This is a genomic window from Bradyrhizobium sp. MOS001 (genome assembly GCF_004634465.1).
GTDB classification, from domain to species: Bacteria; Pseudomonadota; Alphaproteobacteria; order Rhizobiales; family Xanthobacteraceae; genus Bradyrhizobium; species Bradyrhizobium barranii.
On sequence record NZ_SPVJ01000145.1, the window covers coordinates 1 to 2,122 of the forward strand.

The following is a 2,122-nucleotide window of genomic DNA, read 5'->3' on the forward strand; positions in this document are numbered from 1 at the left end:
GGCCAGTCATTGGACGCTCCGACGCGAGACATCGGCCGCCTGCAACGATTGGCGACCACGGCCGCGTGCCGACCTATCCGTTTGCACACACCCAAGACCCGTTGCAGACGTTCCCACATTCGTCATGCAGAATCCCTGAGGGAGCAAACCAATCGATAGAATGAGTCGCTTGCGAGCCGCGCTCCACCTGCTTAAGTGCGAGTGACTCGGAGTACGCGATTGTGAACTGTAATTTAACCGCTTCTGCAATCATCAGTTTGGCGCTCATCTTCAATACCAATTGCGCAGCCGCATTCGAATATAAGTACGTTGGCGATCGCAGTGCCGGCTACGACAAGAAGATCAATGGCGGCAAAGGCTGCTTCATCGGTGATTGCAGTAATCGCCGAGAGCGGCTCAATGGTGAGCGGCCTGCTGTAAGTTGCTCTCACCGCGCTGATTCATGCCGAATGAAGAACAGCGCCAATTCCAACATGATTCACGATGTGAGGCCGCCCGCTTAGCCTGCCTCAAAACCGGTACTTTTGTTACGCTCTCCGGCGAAAGGAAAACCGGTACCTTAAGAGAATGATCAAGCGATTTGGACCTGCCGGTCGTTCCCTGAGCCCTCTGCACAATCCTGGGGGAAGTGAACGTCGGCTTATGATGCTGTGGACGGCTCCTCCACGGGCACGAGAGTGCCAAGGAGTTGGCGTCGCTTGAAGCTCCCACGATTCGGAGGAGCAGCCTATGCAGTCAATTTCAACGATTGGTCTGGATATCGCGAAGTCGGTCTTTCAAGTGCATGGCGTCGATGCGGCCGGCCAGGCGGTCATACGCCGTCAGCTCAAGCGCCGTTTCGTGCTGTCCTTCTTTGAGAAGTTGCCGCCGTGCCTGGTGGGAATCGAGGCTTGCGCGTCATCCCATTATTGGTCCCGCGAGCTGCGGACGTTGGGGCATACGGTGCAATTGATGCCTCCGGCCTATGTGAAGCCCTACGTCAAGCGGCAGAAGAACGACAGCACCGACGCGGAAGCGATTTGCGAGGCGGTCACGAGACCCAACATGCGGTTCGTGCCGATCAAAACGATCGAGCAACAGAGCTGTCTGATGCTTCATCGCGTGCGCCATCTCTTCATTCGCCAGCAGACTGCCGTCATCAAGTCAATCCGCGCTTATCTGGCCGAGTTCGGGATCGTCGCCCCCGTCGGGCGCAGGGGTGTCGAACAGCTGTTGGAAGTCGTCGCCGATCCAGCTGAACGCCGCCTCCCGGAGGTGGCCCGTGCGTGTCTTGCGGCTCTCGGCAGTCAGTTGCGGGCACTGAAGGCTCAGATCCTGGAGTTCGACCGGCGCATTATCGCCTGGCATCGATCAAGCGCGACGAGCAAGCGACTGGATGCGATCCCTGGCATCGGTCCAGCGCTGGCAACAGCGCTAGTCGCGAGCGTTGCCGATGCCAATGCCTTCCGATCGGGACGCGACTTCTCGGCCTGGGTTGGGCTCGTACCGAAGCAGAACTCCAGTGGGGGCAAGGACAGGCTTGGCAGTATCAGCAAGCAAGGCGATCGCTATTTGCGCAGCCTGTTCACAGCTGGCGCGCTCGCCGTGATCCGCTATGCCAAGATCCATGGCACGGGCCATCGGCCCTGGCTCACCGCGTTGTTGGCGCGGCGCCCCACCAAGGTCGCTGCCATCGCACTCGCCAATAAGCTCGCCAGGATGGCATGGCGATGATGGCCAGGAACTAACGTTACAAGGAACACGCCGCTCTTACGGCGTGAACGAGATCACAGCCGGTCATCCGGGTGTGACGTAACGGTTGGAAGGGCGAACAGCACTAATGCAGCGCCGGTCGATCCGGCGATCAGGACAACCCACTAGGGCCACAGCATCGTCGAATGCGTGCTATTGACCGGGACCTGATCCGCGGAGGGCATTGTGGCCAGCGGTCACGTGAACCGCGCTAACAGGCCGAACACATGGCTGCTCCGACCAATGCTGCAAAGTGAAGATTCTTCTTGCCAACCCGGAGCCGTCCACACATGGCCGATTTTGTTGCAAAAGTCGGCTGTAGCCGACGGATGTCTTTCGGCCATTCGGTAAGGCCGACCGGCTTTGATCCGCCGCCCCTCACGCTCTCAAC

Annotated in this window: 1 protein-coding gene and 1 pseudogene; one reads left to right on the forward strand and one right to left on the reverse strand. The window is 59.2% G+C overall.

Annotated features, from left to right (window positions below):
- Positions 1 to 233: 233 nt before the first annotated feature.
- Positions 234 to 431, reverse strand: coding sequence for a hypothetical protein (locus CT676_RS43495; protein WP_135217336.1), 198 nt, complete (start codon positions 429 to 431; stop codon positions 234 to 236).
- A gap of 298 nt (positions 432 to 729) precedes the next feature.
- Between CT676_RS43495 and CT676_RS43500 the strand changes: the two are divergent.
- Positions 730 to 1,727: pseudogene (locus CT676_RS43500) on the forward strand (IS110 family transposase).
- The last annotated feature ends 395 nt before the right edge of the window (positions 1,728 to 2,122 follow it).